A 2,127-nucleotide genomic window follows, 5' to 3' on the forward strand; every position below is an offset into this window, starting at 1 on the left:
TAATTTGAATGACACATCAATCAAGTGTGGAAATCGGTGGCCGCCGGCTGAGCTTTGAAACGGGCAAGATGGCCCGCCAGGCTAACGGTGCAGTGGTGCTTCGCTATGGCGACACAGTCATTTTGGCAACCGCATGCATGGACAGCAAGCCCACCGAAAAGGATTTTCTTCCCTTAACCGTGGATTATCGTGAGTACACTTACTCAGCGGGAAAGATTCCGGGTGGTTTTTTCAAGCGCGAAGGGCGCCCTTCGGAGCGCGAAATTCTGACTTCGCGGTTGATCGACCGTCCTCTTCGGCCGCTGTTTCCCGAAGGATGGTCCACGGAAACGCAAATTTTCAGCATGGTGCTTTCCGCCGACAGTGAAAATGATCCCGACGTTCTCGGCGTCACGGCTGCCGCTGCGGCGCTCTATTGCTCGAACATCCCATTTTTGCGGCCCATCGCCGCGGTGCGCGTGGGATTGATCGACGGGCGTTTGACCGTCAACCCCACCGTCGCCGAACAAAAGACCAGCCTGCTGAATATCATCATTGCCGGCTCGGAAGACGCCATCGTCATGGTGGAAGCGGGCGCACTCGAAGTTTCCGAAGACACCGTTGCGGACGCCCTGGCCTTCGGCCACGAGCAAATCAAGAAAATCATCGTCGCGATTCGCGAGCTACACGATTCCGTCAAACCGAAAAAGGCGGCAGTCACGCCGCCAGCGTTCGATGAAGCCCTCGCCAAGCAGATCGAATCGAAGTACGGCGAGCGCCTGCACGAAGCACTCGACACCGCGAAGTATCCGAAACTCGAAAGCCGCGAACGCGTCTCTGCCATCGAGAAGGAAATCATCGCCGCGATTCCCGACGAAGAAAAAGACAAGCGCAAGCTCGCTGCTCGCGCCATCGAGCGTCTTCATGAGCGCATATTCCGCGAGGATATTATCAGCAAGCGCCGTCGTCCAGATGCCCGCGCGTTCGACAAAATTCGCCAGATCACCTGCGAAGTCAGTTTGCTGCCTCGCGTTCACGGTTCGGCGCTCTTCACGCGCGGGGAAACGCAATCGCTCGCCACGGTCACGCTCGGCACCAAGGACGACATGCAGCGTCTCGACTTGCTCTTCGAGGACGACACATTCAAGCGCTTCATGCTGCATTACAACTTCCCGCCGTTCTCCGTCGGCGAAGTGAAAATGCTGCGCGGCCCGGGACGCCGCGAGGTGGGCCACGGCGCGTTAGCCGAGCGCTCGCTCGCGAATCTGATTCCGCCCGAGTCCGAATTCCCGTACGCGATCCGCGTCGTCTCGGACATTCTCGAATCGAACGGCTCCTCGTCGATGGCTTCCGTTTGCGGCGGCTGTCTGGCGTTGATGGACGCCGGTGTGCCCATCAAGGCTCCTTGCGCGGGTATTGCCATGGGCCTGGTGGTCGAAGGCGATCAATACGCCATCCTCACGGACATCGCGGGCGCGGAGGATCATTACGGCGATATGGATTTCAAAGTCGCCGGCTCGCGCGAAGGCATCACCGCGTTGCAGATGGATATCAAGGTCGCAGGCGTCAGCATCGCCATGATGCGCGAAGCTCTTGCTCAGGCTCGCAAGGCACGGCTTGAGATTCTTGACACGATGGAAGCCGCGCTTCCCGCGTCGCGCACCGAAATTTCCACTTACGCGCCGCATCTCTCCATGCTCACGATTCCCACGGACAAGATTCGCGATCTCATCGGTCCCGGCGGGAAGAACATCCGCGCCATCACGGAAGCCACGGGCTGCAAGATCGACGTGAACGACGACGGCATGGTTCACATCTTCGGCGTCAACGGGAAAGCCGCAGAGGAGGCGCTTCGCCGCGTCCGCGAAATCACCGCCACCGCTGAGATCGGCAAGACGTATCTTGGCAAAGTGGTTCGCATCGCGGAATTCGGCGCGTTCGTCGAGATTTTTCCCGGCACGGACGGCTTGCTGCATATCAGCGAAATCGCGGACCAACGCATTCGCGCGGTTCGCGACGCGCTCAAGGAAGGCGATCAGGTGATGGTGAAAGTCCTCGCCATCGAGGGAAATAAGATTCGCCTCAGCCGCAAGGCACTGATCCGCGAAGCTCGCGACAAGCAGAAGCCTTCGGAAGCCACTGGACCCG

At 59.3% G+C, this 2,127-nt stretch carries 1 protein-coding gene; it reads left to right on the top strand.

Annotated features, from left to right (window positions below):
• Positions 1-8: 8 nt before the first annotated feature.
• Positions 9-2,127 (top strand): polyribonucleotide nucleotidyltransferase (gene pnp, locus WB528_RS12130; RefSeq protein WP_423888654.1); only part of this gene is annotated, 2,119 nt, incomplete at its 3' end.

This window comes from Bradyrhizobium sp. (assembly GCF_049586575.1).
Taxonomy (GTDB): Bacteria; Pseudomonadota; Alphaproteobacteria; order Rhizobiales; family Xanthobacteraceae; genus Bradyrhizobium.